The 16,301-nt window shown below is 45.8% G+C and carries 13 protein-coding genes; 2 read left to right on the forward strand and 11 right to left on the reverse strand.

The genetic code is table 11. The features are described from left to right. The first annotated feature begins 196 nt into the window (after nt 1-196). Nucleotides 197-895 (forward strand): hypothetical protein, encoded by a 699-nt coding sequence (locus tag FS736_RS19430; RefSeq protein WP_144480405.1) that lies wholly within the window; start codon nt 197-199, stop codon nt 893-895. A gap of 154 nt (nt 896-1,049) precedes the next feature. On the opposite strand, the gene FS736_RS19435 is transcribed toward FS736_RS19430, so the two are convergent. From FS736_RS19435 to pruA, 6 genes are all read right to left on the reverse strand, one after another. Further along, a complete protein-coding gene (locus tag FS736_RS19435; RefSeq protein ID WP_251544508.1) occupies nt 1,050-1,652 on the reverse strand; it encodes a TetR family transcriptional regulator in 603 nt (200 codons plus the stop codon). Continuing rightward, nucleotides 1,633-2,895: an MFS transporter gene (locus FS736_RS19440; protein ID WP_144480409.1), complete on the reverse strand. Its 1,263-nt coding sequence runs from the start codon at nt 2,893-2,895 to the stop codon at nt 1,633-1,635. Before FS736_RS19440 ends, FS736_RS19435 begins: the two co-directional genes overlap by 20 nt. Nucleotides 2,896-3,041: 146 nt before the next feature. After that, nucleotides 3,042-3,494, reverse strand: coding sequence for a YueI family protein (locus FS736_RS19445; protein WP_313959738.1), 453 nt, complete (start codon nt 3,492-3,494; stop codon nt 3,042-3,044). A gap of 813 nt (nt 3,495-4,307) precedes the next feature. Next, nucleotides 4,308-5,588: an isocitrate lyase gene (gene aceA, locus FS736_RS19450; RefSeq protein ID WP_144480410.1), complete on the reverse strand. Its 1,281-nt coding sequence runs from the start codon at nt 5,586-5,588 to the stop codon at nt 4,308-4,310. A 46-nt stretch (nt 5,589-5,634) separates the two neighbouring features. Further along, nucleotides 5,635-7,230, reverse strand: coding sequence for a malate synthase A (gene aceB / locus FS736_RS19455; protein ID WP_144480412.1), 1,596 nt, complete (start codon nt 7,228-7,230; stop codon nt 5,635-5,637). Between the two features lie 322 nt (nt 7,231-7,552). Beyond that, a complete protein-coding gene (gene pruA / locus FS736_RS19460) occupies nt 7,553-9,100 on the reverse strand; it encodes an L-glutamate gamma-semialdehyde dehydrogenase (protein ID WP_144480414.1) in 1,548 nt (515 codons plus the stop codon). A 356-nt stretch (nt 9,101-9,456) separates the two neighbouring features. Between pruA and FS736_RS19465 the strand changes: the two genes are divergently transcribed. After that, on the forward strand, nt 9,457-9,915 hold the full coding sequence (locus tag FS736_RS19465) for a DinB family protein (RefSeq protein ID WP_144480416.1): 459 nt from the start codon (nt 9,457-9,459) through the stop codon (nt 9,913-9,915). Between the two features lie 30 nt (nt 9,916-9,945). Here FS736_RS19465 and FS736_RS19470 read toward each other — a convergent pair whose 3' ends face one another. The 5 genes from FS736_RS19470 to pcrA form a co-directional block, all read right to left on the reverse strand. After that, a complete protein-coding gene (locus FS736_RS19470; RefSeq protein ID WP_144480418.1) occupies nt 9,946-10,131 on the reverse strand; it encodes a hypothetical protein in 186 nt (61 codons plus the stop codon). Further along, complete coding sequence (locus tag FS736_RS19475) at nt 10,132-10,425, reverse strand: hypothetical protein (RefSeq protein ID WP_144480420.1); 294 nt, start codon at nt 10,423-10,425, stop codon at nt 10,132-10,134. It lies immediately after the preceding gene. A 180-nt stretch (nt 10,426-10,605) separates the two neighbouring features. Beyond that, entirely contained in the window at nt 10,606-11,823 is a 1,218-nt protein-coding gene (locus FS736_RS19480) for a CamS family sex pheromone protein (protein ID WP_144480423.1), read from the reverse strand. A 14-nt stretch (nt 11,824-11,837) separates the two neighbouring features. Continuing rightward, a complete protein-coding gene (gene ligA / locus FS736_RS19485; RefSeq protein ID WP_144480425.1) occupies nt 11,838-13,844 on the reverse strand; it encodes an NAD-dependent DNA ligase LigA in 2,007 nt (668 codons plus the stop codon). A 168-nt stretch (nt 13,845-14,012) separates the two neighbouring features. Beyond that, nucleotides 14,013-16,265, reverse strand: a complete 2,253-nt coding sequence (gene pcrA, locus FS736_RS19490; RefSeq protein ID WP_144480427.1) for a DNA helicase PcrA — start codon at nt 16,263-16,265, stop codon at nt 14,013-14,015. Between the last annotated feature and the right edge of the window lie 36 nt (nt 16,266-16,301).

Consider the following 16,301-nt stretch of genomic DNA (forward strand, 5'->3'; position numbering starts at 1 on the left):
AAATCGTCAGACAATAATAATGATCATAGCAAAGTTTTCCGCGTTAAAGCAATACAAGCCTTGCTTTTTGTACTATTTTAACAGAAGTGAAGGAAGATCGCAGATATATAATGTCATTTTGCAAATGTGTTCTTCTTTTCATAGTTTGCGGCTGATTTACAGAGGGAAGGAAAAGCCTAAGGAGGGTAAAAAAAACTTGGCTATTTTGACTTTTTTTCTGGTAATCCTGTTAGCAGGAGTCCATCTATCTGTAAAATACTACTCCAAATTGATGGAGCAGCCGCGAAAACCAATTCTAAGCTTTGCCGGCGGTGCATCCGTTGCCTATGTCATCATTCATCTTTTACCTGAATTCCAAAAGATCCAGAAGGAGTTCAATATCCTTATCCCCATCCCAAAAAAATTTGAAGATTATAGTTTGTACTTAGTTGCGACTGTTGGCTTTATTGCCTTTTATTCTATAAATCATTTTGTGAAATCATCAAAACCGGATACAACCGTCTTTACTTTTCATATAGGAGCCTTCGTTCTCTATAACTCATTTATAGGCTATTACCTGATTAAAGGGTTGAAGCAGGAGCCTAAATCCTTAATCATTTTCACGGTCGCTTTCATTCTACACCTGATGGTTAATGATGTGGGGCTTCGGCTGGACCATCAAAAGCGATATGACCCATGGGGTTCGCTGCTACTGGCTCTTTCTGTTTTTGCGGGTTGGCTGCTCGGCTTCTTCGTCACACTCCCTACCACCTTGTTTGCTCTTTGGTTCAGTTGGCTCGCAGGAGGCATCTTATTAAACACCGTTAAGGAAGAACTGCCAAAAGAACGCAAAAGCAAGCTGCTTCCGTTTATTTTAGGAGTTGGCATTTCTACATTATTGTTCATTTTTATTTAAAACTTTTTGATTATTGCTGCCGCATCATCCAGCGTCCACACAACAAACGGGATGGAATCCATCTCCACCCCGTTTATCTTTTATAATTCCATAAAGCCAGAAGCCCTCTAAAATACATTATAATTCCATAAAGCCAGAAGCCCTCTAAAATACATTATTTTCTATCCTCGGCAATTCCAAGTGCCATTTTTAAATAGTCCACAAACAATATCGATTGCTCCTTGATTTTCAGGTCTGCCCTCGATAACATGGCATCGTCTACAGCTAAGCCGTCGATAAACGTAATGATTGAACGCGCAATAATTTCATGACCAAACCTCGAGCTGAATTCACCGCTTTTTTGGCCATGTTCAATGATATGCGCAAATATCTTCAAACCATTTTCATATCGAGCGGCCCCGTATTCTCTCCTGTGTTCATCATTTCTTCCAATAATAAAATACTCAAGTTTTGCCGGCGCTAAAGGATCCATTTCATCATCAGGTTCCCCATCGTTCCCAAACATGGTTTTCATCAGCATATTCCAATAAGAGGTAGCATGTTGTTTTACCATATCCAGCGTTACCTCTAATTCTATATCTAAAGCTTCTTCAAGGATTGTTTCAAACACATCTTCTTTACTAGAAAAATATTGATACAGACCGCCTCTGCTGACACTCGCAGCATCCATGATGTGCTTCATCGTGGCCCGCTCGTAACCATGCTCAATGAACACCTCCTTGGCCGCCTGCAGTATCTCAGCTCGACGCTGTTTCATGTGCTCCTGACTTACTTTCGGAGACATTCGTTCTCCCCCGTTCTATGCTGCTTTTAAAGATTAACCCAACGATTGAGACTGCAATCAGCAAAAGGCCGGTAATCACAAATGTCGGGACAACTCCGAGCACCGTTGCAAGCAAGCCTCCAGCCAATGGGCCAATGATCGTTGCCGTTGTGGTCACGCTATTCATAACGCCGAATACCCTGCCTGTCATGTGGACAGGAGTTTCAGTCTGGACAGCAGCCTGAAACGGAATAAAGACGAAACCGGCTGAAAACCCCGCTAACAACCCCAGCCCTGATCCCCATAAAGCTGGCAGTGCTAAATCAAATCGTGTCAATACAGCCATCATACTAAAACTGACGCCAATTCCGCAAACCCCAATAAACAACAGGATTAGCGCATTATAGTCCGTTTTTTTAGCCAAAAGCAGTCCGGTTAAAAACATCCCGACCCCAGATGCTGTAACAATATAACCAAACAAATCGGGAGAGGCATTCGGTAATTCCCTCAATAAAACGATGATTTGAGAGTCAGACAGTTGCAAAATCAAGAGGCTGACCCCTAAAACAATCATACCAACGATTAAGTAACGACTTCCTTTGATGAACCTGATTCCTTCCATGAAATCCTCTTTAAATGTAGAAGCTTCCTTAGTTTCCGATTCAGTCGGCTTTGCGATTGACTTTGGCAAAGCAAACAGCAGCAGCGCCGAAATGATAAAGGTACCTGAATCGATAAAAAACACTAGCTGTGTTCCAAAAGCCGAGACCAGCAGGCCGCTTAACAATGGGCCCAACACCTTCGTCCCGGAATCAATCATGGAGGTGATGGACATTGCGCTTTTCATATTTTCCTGGTCGACCAGTTCTTTAAGCTTGCCATTCTTTGCCGGTACAAATACCGCCGAGAGCATGCCGACGATGAACAAGCATGTATAAACAGTCCATAAAGACTCAGCAAAGGCAAGCGCAAGAATAAGTCCGGCCCTAATCAAATCCGAAAATATCATTAATGACTTTCTGTTAAACCTATCAGCAATCGTTCCAGTAAATGGCCCAAGAAGCGCCATCGGGACTGCCAAACACAGAATGATAAGAGAAACCTCCATCGGCGATGCTTCCCACTTCAATCCAACCATCGTGATGATCGCCACAACACTTAACCAGTCACCAATGCTAGAAATTAACTGTGTCACCATTAATGTGATAAAGCCTTTATTTTTTAAAAGACCGTCCATTGTCATCCCTCCTAATTAAAACGACATCGGTGTCGTTTTACTTGTTTTTATTATAACGACAACATTGTCGTTTTTCAATGTTATTTTTGTGAATTTTTTGAAAAGTATGATGGTCATAAAAAAATGAGCTAACCCTGCAGGGCTGCTCATTTCCTAAATAACTTACCAAATCCAGATAAGAAACCCTTTTTCTTGGCCGGTGCCGCTTGGATAACAGGTTTCTTTTTACCGAGATAAATTTCCTCCTTATCGATTGCATGGTCATGCGCTAAAACAAGTCCCAACTCGGAATCATAATCTTTATTGGTCACGATTGTAAACTCGATACCCCGTTTTTCTGCTGCTTTAATGTATTCTGATAAATATCGATATGATATATTGCCATTTAAAAAAAGATGGGCATTGCGATTTTCATCCATCAGCTGCTCAACTTCCGGTTCAACGCCTTTCCTCATGACCTCTCCCTGTGTAAGCGCGATAACAACCCTTTCACGCAAAGTCGTCAGGAACCTTCTTCTTTCATCAGGCTTCGTCTGCTTCGCACCATGGATCCCCTGCTGCAAATAATCGTCCAACTTGCTGTTGCTCAATCGGTTCACCCCTAACTTATTGTAACTTCCGTTTAACTTTTCATGGTATCCTTTATATTACTCCTTCGTCCTCACTTGGGCTAACCTTCTACCTTCCCAAGCATCGATGATGGACAGTTCTTTCGCTTTTCCCTCAATTTTTGTCCATCATAGGCTCGATGACGGACACTTTTTTCGTATTTCCTTCGATTTTTGTCCGCATAGCCTTGTTGACGGACACTTTTTTCGATTTTCCTTCGATTTTTGTCCATCATAGCCTCGGTGACGGACACTTTTTTCGATTTTCCTTCGATTTTTGTCCGTCATAACCTTGATGACGGACACTTTTTTCGTGTTTCCTTGGATTTTTGTCCATCATAGCCTTGTTGACGGACACTTTTTTCGTATTCCCTTCGATTTTTGTCCATCATTGCCTTGATGACGGACAGTTCTTTCGTGTTCAGCACTATTTTTGTCCCTCATTGCCTTGATGACGGACAGTTATTTCTTTTTCCACAGTTTTTTTGTCCGTCATTACCTCAATGACACTCAAAAACCATAAAACCATGCTGATCCTTCATTTTCTGTCTATGATGGCAAAAAACAGCGGCATCTTTCCACTAATACTATGTATGTTCCCGCCCATTTGTCTGTGCTAGTTTAAGGTTAACCTATTTTGAGCAAAAAAAACCTTCTCTTCGCAGCGAAGAGAAGGACACAAATAGGAGAATGCAAGGTAAAAAAAATCAAAAACTAATATGGTAAATCCACGCCTGAGTTGGAGGGCCCAGGCATGGAGAAAACCCGTTAAGCTCAGCCGATGGACCTGGCTGACAGACTAGTTTAAGAAGCGGTGAACTGTGCTTCTTCCGTAGATCCTTTCAGGGCAGTAGTTGAGGAAGTTCCTCCGGAAATGACCATTGATACATCATCGAAATAGCCTGTTCCGACTTCACGCTGGTGTCTTGTTGCTGTGTAGCCGTGCTGCTCGCTTGCGAACTCAGCTTGCTGAAGCTCGGAGTATGCAGCCATGCCGCGCTCTTTGTAGCCGCGAGCCAGTTCGAACATGCTGTGGTTCAGTGCATGGAAGCCTGCAAGTGTAACGAATTGGAACTTGTAGCCCATTTTGCCAAGCTCGACCTGGAACTTTGCGATGGTTTCGTCATCCAGCTTCTTTTTCCAGTTGAATGATGGTGAGCAGTTGTATGCAAGCAGCTTGCCAGGGAACTTTTCATGGATAGCTTCTGCAAAGCGGCGAGCTTCTTCTAGATCAGGCTCGGACGTTTCACACCAGACAAGGTCAGCATATGGAGCATAAGCAAGGCCGCGGGCGATTGCCTGGTCAAGGCCAGCCTTCACGCGGAAGAAACCTTCAGGCGTCCGGTCACCTGTGATGAACGGTGCATCATATGGATCGACATCGCTTGTGATCAAATCTGCTGCATTCGCATCAGTACGGGCAACTATCAGGGTTGGCGTACCCATGACATCTGCCGCAAGTCGGGCGGCAATCAGGTTACGTACAGCTGTCTGTGTCGGAAGAAGTACTTTTCCGCCAAGGTGTCCGCATTTCTTTTCAGAAGAAAGCTGGTCCTCAAAGTGTACGCCTGCTGCTCCGGCTTCAATCATGCCCTTCATTAGTTCGAACACGTTCAGCTGGCCGCCGAAGCCTGCTTCTGCATCTGCCACGATCGGTGCGAACCAGTCGATTGAATCGTCTCCCTCACCATGAGTGATCTGGTCAGCACGCTGCAAAGCTTGGTTGATGCGCTTAACTACCGCCGGAACACTATTCGCAGGGTACAAGCTCTGGTCAGGATACATATTCCCGGAAAGGTTCGCGTCCGCTGCAACCTGCCATCCACTCAGGTAGATTGCCTTCAAGCCTGCTTTTACCTGCTGGACTGCCTGATTCCCAGTTAACGCGCCAAGTGCATTGACGAAGTCTTCTTCATTTACAAGCTTCCAAAGCTTCTCTGCGCCGCGGCGTGCCAGTGTATATTCAATATCAATCGAACCGCGAAGCTTAATTACATCCTCCGCAGAATACGTTCTCTCTACTCCAGCCCATCTGTTATCCATTTCCCAGCTTTCCTGTAATTGCTTTACACGATCTTGAGTCATTTTTTGTTCCTCCTTATGGTTGTTTTATATGAAATCTATCAATCTATTAAGCTAAAGCCTGATAGCCAGGCAATGTTAAAAACTCAACAAAATCATCATTTAATATCAGCTGATCAAACAGCTCTGCTGCCTGCTCGAATTTTCCGTTTGCAAATACCGCTTCGCCGACTTCCAGCTTAATTTTTTCAAGTTCTTCTCCCTTTAGTTCATGGTACATTTCAACTGTCACTTTGCGCCCATCGTCGAGAACGCCTTTTGGATGACGGATCCATTGCCATAGCTGGGCCCTGGAGATTTCTGCTGTAGCTGCGTCCTCCATGAGGTTATGGATTGGAGCTGCGCCTCTTCCATTCAGCCAGGAGGCTACATATTGGATGCCGACATTGATATTCATGCGCACGCCCGCTTCTGTTATAGTGCCTTCTGGTACAGCAAGCAGGTCAGCTCCTTTTACCTCAATATCCATTTGCTTTCCAGAATAAATCTGGTTCGGCTGCGGCATCTCTTTATTGAAAGCCTCCATGGCTACAGGTACCAGCCCTGGATGTGCGACCCATGTGCCATCATGACCGTCGCGGGCTTCGCGTTCTTTGTCGGCCTGTACCTTTGCGAATGCTTCAGCATTTGCTTCCTCATCGTTTTTAATCGGGATTTGCGCCGCCATGCCGCCCATTGCCGGTGCCTTGCGGCGGTGGCAAGTCTGGATGGTCAGCAAGGAATACGACCTCATGAATGGTACTGTCATCGTGACCTGTGAGCGGTCCGGTAAAATCACATCATCTTGTGAACGCAGTTTTTTCAGATAGCTGAAAATATAATCCCATCGTCCGCAGTTCAAACCAGCGGAGTGCTCTTTCAGTTCATATAAAATCTCATTCATTTCGAATGAAGCCAAGATCGTTTCGATCAAAACAGTTGCTTTAATCGTTCCCTGTGGAATGCCGAGGTGATTCTGTGCATAAACGAACACATCATTCCATAGGCGCGCTTCAAGGTGGCTCTCCATCTTAGGAAGGTAAAAGTATGGGCCTGTGCCCTGCTTCACCAGCATTTTCGCATTATGGAAAAAGTACATCGCGAAATCGAATAATCCGCCGGAAATCGGGTTGCCATCGAGCAATACATGTTTTTCCTCCAGGTGCCAACCTCTTGGGCGAACCATTAAAACAGCTGTTTTTTCGTTCAGTTGATACTTTTTTCCGTTGGGATTTTCAAAAGAGATTGTCCGGTTGACTGCATCTCTTAGATTGATCTGGCCTTCCACAATCGCTTCCCATGTCGGCGAAGTTGAATCTTCACAGTCTGCCATGAAAATTTTTGCTCCGGAATTAAGTGCGTTGATGACCATCTTTCTGTCAGTTGGGCCTGTGATTTCTACCCGCCGGTCCTGCAGGTCTTTCGGCAGCGGCGCGATTGTCCACCCGCTTTCCCGAATATGCTTTGTTTCTGGCAGGAAATCCGGAAGCTTGCCGGAAATGATTTCTACCTGGCGCTTTTGCCGTGCCGCCAGAAGGTCCACCCGACGTTCACCGAAGTGCCGTTCAAGCCGCTCTGCAAAATCAAGAGCCTCTGGTGTCAAAATTTCTTCGTATCCGCTTTTCATGGTGCCAACAATTTCAATCCCTGTAGTTTGTGTCGGCATTTACTGTCTTCACCCCTTTTTGTTATAGTACAGTATCAATAACTCTAATATGTATTATATAACAGACTTTTAAGATTGCAACTATTTTGCGGGATTTTTCTGAAAAATTTTTAAAATAGGTCTATAGTCCTTATCCATAAATAGGTAAACAGTGCAATTTTGCTTATGAAGCGTGCGATTATGTAGTCTTATCGTGCAATTCGTCCTCTTTTCGGTGCAATTAATAGCGGGGATAGTGCAATTCCTGGTCTTTACCGTGCAATTAATGTTTCCAACACAAAAAATCCCCCTCTCTCAACGAGAAGGGGATTCCAAATCTGTATTAGTACATCTCAGAAGTAGTCTTTGCTTGCATGTGAAGCGTTAGATAGTCAGGTCCGCCAGCTTTTGAATCTGTTCCTGACATGTTGAAGCCGCCGAATGGCTGGTAGCCGACGATTGCGCCTGTGCAGCCGCGGTTGAAGTAAAGGTTTCCGACATGGAAATCTTCGCGTGCCTTCTGGATGTTTTCACGGTTGCGCGTGATAACAGCTCCAGTCAGGCCGTATTCAGTGTTGTTTGCGATTTCAAGCGCATGGTCGAAGTCCTTCGCTTTTGCGAATGCGACAACTGGTCCGAAGATTTCTTCCTGCATGATGCGAGCCTTTGGATCGACATCAGCGAAGATGGTCGGCTTGATGAAGTAGCCTTTAGAGCTGTCTCCTTCGCCGCCAGTCATCAAACGGCCTTCTTCCTTGCCGATTTCGATGTAGCTCATGATCTTGTCGAAAGCACCCTGGTCATTAACAGGACCCATGAATGTGCTCTGATCTGTAGGATCATCAAGCTTAAGCTCATTTGTAAGTTCAACGACACGGTTAAGAACTTGATCATAAACATCTTCAACGATTACTGCACGTGAACATGCAGAGCATTTTTGTCCAGAGAAACCGAAAGCTGAAGCAGTGATCGCTTGGGCTGCTAACTCAAGATCAGCATCTTTGTCGACAACCATAGTATCTTTTCCGCCCATTTCAGCGATTACACGCTTTAGCCAGATTTGGCCTTCGCTCAATTTTGAAGCGCGCTCGTAAATGCGCAGACCCACGTCACGTGAACCTGTGAAGCTTACGAAGCGAGTGTCCTTGTGGTCAACAAGGTAGTCGCCCACTTCTGCGCCGCTTCCTGGCACGAAGTTAAGAACACCTGCAGGAAGACCTGCTTCTTCCATAACTTCGACGAACTTAGCTGCAACTACTGGAGTAGTTGAAGCTGGCTTCAATAGAACTGTGTTCCCTGTTACGATTGCTGCTACCGTTGTACCAGCCATGATTGCTAACGGGAAGTTCCATGGAGAGATGATGATACCAACTCCAAGAGGAATATAGTCATAACGGTTATATTCATTTGGACGGCTTTCTACTGGTACACCGTCTTTGATTCGCAGCATTTGGCGAGCATAGAACTCAAGGAAGTCGATTGCTTCTGCTGTATCAGCATCTGCTTCGTTCCAAGGCTTGCCTGCTTCTTTGGTTAAGAGTGCTGAGAACTCATGCTTGCGGCGGCGAATGATCGCTGCAGCTTTGAATAATACATCTGCACGTGTTTCAGGCTTTACTTTCTTCCAAGTTTTGAACGCTTCAACAGCAGCCTGCATCGCTTTTTCAGCTAAATCGCGGTTTGCCTTTGAAACGCGACCAATAACTTCTTCTTTATTGGATGGGTTATAAGATACAATCTTGTCTTCAGTTGAGATCCTCTCTCCGCCAATTACCAAATCGTAATCCTGGCCAAGATAGCCCTCTACAGTTTTCAGTCCTGTTAAGTATCCTTCACGGTTTTCATCAACTTTAAAATTCGTGAAAGGCTCGTGTTTGTATGCCTGAACCATTCTATCCCCTCCTATGTATTAAAACGTTTTCATTCCTTTCCCATTCTATCATGAGAATCTCATAGTGTTCAATGCCAACGTACTAGCAAGTATTGGATTGCGAATTTTCTTGATATTTATTATGGCAATATTGTAATTTGGGTAGATTTACGGACTTGGTCGATATATTTTGGAAAGTGGTCGATATAATCGTAAATGTGGTCGATATATCTCATTTTCCGCTGATATATTCAAAAATGCGGTCGATATAATCTGATTTCCGCCAATAAAAAGGATTAACTACACTAACTCCCAGCAGGGAATCCCCAAAATCTAGCGAATAATTATCTATCTTTCAAAAAAGGGGTCTATTTTACATAAAAAAACGTCATGAAGTGTTGTTCAATCAACTCGAATCCTATCGCAGCGAGATTTTAAGCGTGGTGGATGCCGTTTCTATAGAAGATGCGGAGAAAATTCCCGCTGGATTCAAAAATAATATCCGCTGGAACCTCGGACATATCTACCTTGACCAATATTTATGGATTCAGGCAGTGACAAAGGAGACAGCTGATGTTCCGGAAAACTTCAATAAGTGGTTCGGCTATGGCACCTCACCAGCCAATTTTACCGAAGAGACACCTTCCGTCACTGAGCTGAAAAAATTGCTCAGAATACAGCCTGCAAGCATTAAAGAAACATATGGCGAGCGTCTTGAAGAGGAATTCCCGCAAACCGAGATGGGCATGCACACCATCGAACAGGTACTCATCCGGACGATTTTCCATGAAGGAATGCATCTTCAAACGATACTTGATCTAAAGAAATACATGTAAAAAGCAAAGAGCTGCCTCTTTGCTTTTTCCTCACCACTCTCCAGCTACCTCTGCTTCAATTTTCTTAATCAATTTATCTACATAGATTGAGGGATAATCAAGGGCTTTTATCTCAGCAAAGTAAGGAAACATGTCTTTTATATCATTCGCATAATAGCTTCCATCCCTTGGAATTGAGTGGCTGATGACTTGCAGGGAATCTTCTGTCTGATCCACCTAGAGAACCATCGGAACTGACATACCTGTGCCCTGCTCTATTTTGGAATCTTCCTTATAGTACTCCTCGATTAACGCCCAGATGTATAATTCACCTTTCTTCTCGTTAGATCCCAGTATCTCATGTGCACTAAAAATCTCACCCCTGAAGTTTGGCGACATCACTTCTTCCCGGATGTACTTTTCAATCTCCTGTTGACTTTCCGCAGTGAAAGAGATTGAACCGGACGACCTCGCATAGCCCGCCAATACTAAAATAAGGAGCAGTCCTCCCACAACCCATAGCCTCACCATGTATTTCCTCCCCAAAGTGTTTCTCATTAAGACGATAATCAGAGACTGATAGATACAACTTTTTTTTCGGTAATTTTTGAAACACCTAGGTTTCACGAAACTGCAAGGCACTTTAATAACTCCACACAGCTGATGAAGAATGCAAAAAAGCAAAGAGCCAGTATGCTCTTTGCTTCGCTTTTACTCATAAATATGGACAAATGGTTCATCCTGATCCGGCTTCTTGACAATCAGCGCTTCCTGGCCAAGAACGGAGGAGACGCTGACCTGCACGGAGATATAGTTAGGGAAATGCTCCATGACGAGACCGGTTACATACTGGGTGAACCCGATTGCTTCTGCTTTTCCGTAAAATTGGATAGGGATCTCAATGTTCAGTTCCTGCAGCTGGCCATCGACATAAAAGCCTTTGCCGATGACGCCGTTGAAGTTAGGGAAATATTCTTCGACATCCTGTTTGAAGTTCTCGAAGAATGTCAGGTCATCCCTGTGTTCCTTCTCGGCTTTGCCGGATGGGAATAGAATATACTCTTCTTTAACATCTTTCCAGCTGCCGATATCGTTGCTGCCCTGGGAAACTTCGGTATATGCGAAGAAATTCCCTGGTACAACCGAAGAACGGCTTTCCTGCTCAAACAATCCGACGGTGATCGGCACATTCTTCAACTCGTCAATGTTCCGGAGCCTGCTTACGACTTGCTTGGCGATTTTCTTCCCTTCTGCCTCCAGGACGGAACGGGGAATATTTTTCTCGAACACAGCCCCAAATGCTTCTTCACGATAATAGTGGACGGAATTCAACGCCAGGCCAATGGCAATGCCGCCAAGCTGGTACGTATCCTTTTTCCCGGATTGGACCAGATAATCATGCTCGATAATATGAGCCAGATAAATAGGATTCTTTTCGTTCCGTTTGTGGACATCTCCCTTGCCTGTGTCGATTGGGTTCAGTCCAAGATTCTTTACTGTGACCTTCTTATTGCTTTTTTCTTTTTTAGCCTTTGCCTGCAGCTCTTCTTCCTTTGCCTTTACCTGCGCCGGAGTCATTTCACGTTCCAGCCAGGCTGACACAGTGCCTCCATCAAGGTACTGGCCTTCCTTGAACACATACTTGTCGGTTGGAAAAGAATTTTGCGCAATCCGCATCAGTCCAGTTTCGAACTCTGTGATGTCGTAGCGCGTATTCAAATTATTGACGACCATGCCTCTGGCTTCCCCTGGCTCAAATGGCATGATGGTACGGTAATATTTTTCCGAAATTTTATATTTCGGGATAATCGCTTTTTCTTTTGTATCATCATCCTTTTTCTGGACGACCTCTTCCTGTTTTTGAAAATTAGGGGCACAGGCCGTCAGCAAAAGGACAAGAGAGAGAGCGACCATTGAGAGTTTTCTCATGGCGTGTACACCTCTTATTTATTTAATTCTTCAAGCATTTTCTCCTCATTCCACACTTCAATCCCAAGGCTTTCTGCTTTTGTCAGTTTTGAACCGGCATCTTCTCCGGCAATGACCAGGTCGGTTTTCTTGCTGACGCTGCCGGCTACATTGCCGCCAAGCGCTTCGATCTTTTCTTTCGCTTCGTTTCGGCCCATTTGCTCTAGTTTTCCAGTCAATACAATCGTTTTACCGGCAAAAAATGAATCCGATTCTTCCGCGGTCACTTTTTTAGGTCCTTTGTATTCCATATTGACGCCAACAGCCTTCAGTTCGGAGATCAGTTCCTTCACTTCATCATTGTCAAAATACGTGACGATGGAGTCGGCCATTTTGTCGCCGATTTCGTTGATGGCAGTCAGTTCTTCCTTCGATGCTTCCATAAGATGATCCATCGTTCCAAATTCCTGGGCTAACGTCTTCGCAGCTTTTGCGCCAACGAGGCGGATCCCGAGTCCGAACAATAGCTTCTCCAATGAATTATCCTTTGTGGCTTCAATAGCGGACAGCAGATTATTGACGGATTTCTCGCCCATCCGTTCAAGAGCCAGCAGCTGCTCGCGTGTCAGCTTGTAAATGTCGGCAACATCCTTGATCAGCTCCTGGGCAAACAACTGGCTGACCACTCTTTCACCAAGCCCGTCGATGTTCATCGCATCACGGGAAACGAAATGGATCAAGCCTTCCCTGATTTGGGCAGGACATTTCGGATTGATGCAGCGAAGCGCGACCTCACCCTCTATCCTGACAAGCTCGCTTTCACATTCAGGGCAATGAGTTGGCATATGGAACTCGACTTCCTCACCAGTCCGCTGCTCAACAAGAACATTCACGACTTCAGGAATGATGTCGCCCGCTTTTTTGACAACGACCTTATCACCAATTTTGATATCTTTCTCACGAATCAAGTCTTCATTGTGCAAGGAAGCACGGCCAACGGTTGTACCTGCTACCTGTACAGGCTCAAGGATGGCTGTCGGTGTAACAACTCCCGTCCGGCCAACACTCAGCTCGATATCCTTCAGAGTCGTCACAACTTCTTCGGCAGGGAACTTATAAGCGATTGCCCAGCGAGGGCTTTTCGCCGTCGTGCCCAGCTCTGCCTGCTGGTCAAGTGAATCGACCTTGATGACGATGCCATCAATATCATACGGAAGGTCCGGGCGTTTTTCTACCCAACCGTTCACATACTCGATAACACCTTCGATACTGTCAACCTTGCGGCGTTCTTTATTTGTTTTAAACCCAAGCTGTTGCAGATAGTCCAGTCCCTCACTATGCGCCCGGATTCCTGTATCACCGACATTCGCAATTCCATAGAGGAAAACATCAAGATTCCTTGAAGCGGCAATCTTCGGATCAAGCTGACGCAAAGAACCTGCCGCCGCATTGCGGGGATTGGCAAATGGCTCTTCTTCCTTTTCTTCTCGCTTCCTGTTCAAAGCTTCAAATGATTTCTTCGGCATGAACGCTTCGCCTCGGACTTCCAGCGAAACCGGCTCCTTCAGGCGGATTGGCAGGGAACGGATTGTCCTCAGATTAGACGTAATATCCTCCCCTGTCGTTCCATCTCCGCGAGTCGCACCGCGCACGAGCATGCCATCCTCATAAATCAGGGCGACGGCTAGTCCATCGATCTTCAGCTCGCAAACATAGGAAACATTGTCGCCCACACCCTGGCGCACCCGACGGTCAAAATCGCGAAGATCCTGGTCGTCAAATGCATTCCCGAGGCTTAGCATCGGAATCGTATGCTGCACCTTATTGAACATCGTTAATATTTCGCCGCCGACACGCTGTGTAGGGGAATCAGGAGTCTGCAATTCAGGGAATTGCTCCTCGATTTCAATCAGTTCCCGAAGCAGCCTGTCGTATTCCGCATCCGGAACCGATGGTTGGTCAAGAACATGATATTCATAAGAATATTGATTCAGCAGGTTTTGCAAATCCTTGGCTTTTTTCTCAGCACTTTGAAAATCCATAAATCCAACCCTTTCATAACTGAAAAGCGGAAGCGCCTTGGTCAGCCCCGACAAGCGGTGGAGGGCCTGACAGTGAAGTCGTTCTTTGACTTCATTGGCAGGACCGAAGCGTCTCGAGGGGCTAGGCGCTGGAGCTAGACAGAAATTTAATTGTAAGAATGGTATAGATTAAGCCTTAGTAATCGGCGCGAACTTGGCCAGCAATCGCTTGATTCCTGTTGGGCTTGGGAAGGCTATATCCAGCTCGGTTCCTTCACCGGAGCCTTTCACGCTGACTACCGTTCCTGTTCCCCACTTGCCATGCTGCGCTTTGTCTCCAACCTTCCAGTCAATGCCTTCACCGCCGCTTGCAGCTGCGACTGGACGGGTAACAGCGCCGCGGGCTGGCATGGACGGTCTTGCAGAAGCGCCTGGTCTGCCGCCGCTGGCTGATGCTGGTCTGCCGCCGCTTGTTGGAGCAGGCCTTCTGACTTTCGGCACGGCATCTTCAATTAAATCACCAGGAATTTCTTTGATAAAACGTGATTCCGGGTTCATATTCGTGCGGCCGAAAAGCGTACGCATCTGTGCATTCGTGATGAATAACTCTTCTTCAGCACGGGTGATTCCCACGTAGGCAAGACGGCGCTCTTCCTCCATCTCATCCTCTTCCATCAAGGAGCGGCTATGCGGGAAGACTCCTTCTTCCATACCGATCAGGAAGACAACCGGGAACTCAAGTCCCTTGGCTGAGTGCAGGGTCATCAGTGTGACAAAATCGGTTTTTTGTTCGCCATCATCGTCAAGACGGTCGATATCGGCAACAAGTGCCAAATCCGTCAGGAATGCAACGAGGCTCTTATCTTCACTGCTTTCTTCAAAGCTTTTTGTTACGGTTAAAAATTCATCTATGTTTTCAAGTCTGCTTTGTGATTCCAGCGATTTTTCCGCCTTAAGCATATCGCGGTAGCCTGTCTTATCCAGGACTTCCTCCACCAGCTCAGTGACCGACAGGTATTCCTGCTGGTGTGTGTAATTGCTGATCAGATTGCGGAACTCGGCCGCAGCTTTTTCTGCCTTCGGGCTGAGTCCGATCATTTCAATCGTCTCGAGCGCCTGGAACATCGATAGATCATGCATCGTCGCGAAGTTGGCGATTTTATCTATCGATGTTGAACCGATCGCGCGCTTCGGAACATTGATGATCCTCTGCAAGCTGATATCATCATCCGGATTCGAAATCAGGCGCAGATAGGCCAGGATGTCCTTGATTTCTTTTCTGTCATAGAACTTGATGCCGCCGACAATCGAGTAATCAATGTTCGATTTCAGGAATGATTCCTCGATCACACGCGACTGGGCGTTCGTCCGATACAGGATTGCGATATCGGACAGCTTGCGGCCCTGGCGCATAAGCTCCTGGATTTTGCCGATCACGAACTGAGCTTCGCCCTGCTCACTATCGGCACGATAATACATTATTTTGTTGCCGTCGGCATTTTCCGTCCAGAGATTTTTCGGCTTCCGGTTCATATTGTTCTGGATGACCATATTCGCTGCCAGCAAAATCTTCTTTGTTGAGCGGTAATTCTGCTCCAGCAAAATCACACTCGCTCTTGGGTAGTCCTTTTCAAAAGAAAGGATATTCGCTATGTCAGCACCGCGCCAGCGATAGATCGACTGGTCGGAGTCCCCGACGACACAAAGGTTCTGGAAGCGCTGCGCAAGCAGTTTTACCAGCATGTATTGTGCCCTGTTCGTATCCTGGTACTCATCGACGTGGATGTACTGGAACTTGCGCTGATAGTACTCAAGCACTTCAGGCACGCGGATGAACAGCGTGATTGTCGACATGATCAGGTCATCGAAATCAAGCGCGTTATTTTTGCGAAGCCTGCGCTGATACTCTTCGTACACATCGCTTACCTTCTGTGAAAAATAATCCCCGGCTGTTTTTGCATACTCTTCCGGCGTGATCAATTCGTTCTTCGCCGAGCTGATCGTTCCTAAAATCGCACGAGGGTCGAACTTTTTCGGATCCATATTCTTGTCCTTCAAAATCGACTTAATGACCGATTGCTGGTCTGTTGAATCAAGGATCGTGAAGTTCCGGTTATAACCGAGACGGTCAATGTCTCTGCGCAAAATCCGCACACACATCGAGTGGAACGTTGAAATCCAGATATCATCTGCCGCTCCGCCCATCATTTTCTGAATCCTTTCGCGCATCTCGCGTGCCGCTTTATTCGTAAATGTGATCGCCAGGATGTTATAAGGATTTACCCCTTTTTCCACCATTAAATACGCAATCCTGTGTGTCAAAACTCTTGTTTTACCAGAGCCTGCCCCTGCCATCAGAAGCAGCGGTCCGTCGACTGTCTTGACAGCCTTCTGCTGCTCCGGATTTAGGCCGTTCAATAATTTATCCGTTAAAAATTGCACACTCTTCACCACCATACAAACATTTGTTCTTATTTT

The organism is Cytobacillus oceanisediminis 2691 (assembly GCF_007678455.1).
GTDB classification, from domain to species: Bacteria; Bacillota; Bacilli; order Bacillales; family Cytobacillaceae; genus Mesobacillus; species Mesobacillus oceanisediminis_A.